The 945-nt window shown below is 55.6% G+C and carries 1 rRNA gene; it reads left to right on the top strand.

The annotated features are described in order from the left end of the window. Nucleotides 1-188 precede the first annotated feature (188 nt). Nucleotides 189-945, top strand: a 23S ribosomal RNA gene (locus ACAG20_RS21050); the annotation flags it as partial.

Genomic DNA, 945 nt, shown 5'->3' with positions numbered 1-945 from the left:
TGGGCACACTGTTGGGTCCTGAGGCAACAGGCCCGTTGTTTGCTCCCCTTGGTGGGGGGTGGGTGTGTTGTCGCTCCATCTTGGTGGTGGGGTGTGGTGTTTGTTTTGTGGATAGTGGTTGCGAGCATCTAGCAAGCAGATTTTTGGTCTGTTTGTTTTTGCAATTTTTTGTTTCTTGGTTTTTGTGTTTGTAAGTGTGTAAGGGCGCATGGTGGATGCCTTGGCATCGAGAGCCGATGAAGGACGTGGGAGGCTGCGATATGCCTCGGGGAGCTGTCAACCGAGCGTGGATCCGAGGATGTCCGAATGGGGAAACCCGGCATCAGTGATGTGGTGTCACCCTCCGGTGAATGTATAGCCGGTGGGGAGGTAACGCGGGGAAGTGAAACATCTCAGTACCCGTAGGAAGAGAAAACAATTGTGATTCCGTGAGTAGTGGCGAGCGAAAGCGGAGGATGGCTAAACCGTATGCATGTGATACCGGGTAGGGGTTGTGTGTGCGGGGTTGTGGGAGTGTTGTGTCCGGGTCTACCTTGCCTGGAGGGCAGTGAGAAAGTGTTGTGGTTAGCGGAAGTGGCCTGGGATGGTCTGCCGTAGACGGTGAGAGCCCGGTACGTGAAAACCCGACACCTGCCTTGCGATGTTTCCCGAGTAGCAGCGGGCCCGTGGAATCTGCTGTGAATCTGCCGGGACCACCCGGTAAGCCTGAATACTTCTCGATGACCGATAGCGGACGAGTACCGTGAGGGAATGGTGAAAAGTACCCCGGGAGGGGAGTGAAATAGTACCTGAAACCATGTGCTTACAATCCGTCAGAGCCTTCCCCTTTTGGGGTGGGGTGATGGCGTGCCTTTTGAAGAATGAGCCTGCGAGTCACCGGCACGTCGCGAGGTTAACCCGGGTGGGGTAGCCGTAGCGAAAGCGAGTCTGAATAGGGCGTATCCA

Source organism: Mycobacterium sp. pW045 (assembly GCF_041287085.1).
Classification (GTDB): Bacteria; Actinomycetota; Actinomycetes; order Mycobacteriales; family Mycobacteriaceae; genus Mycobacterium; species Mycobacterium algericum_A.
This window is presented reverse-complemented; position numbering and strand designations above follow the sequence as displayed.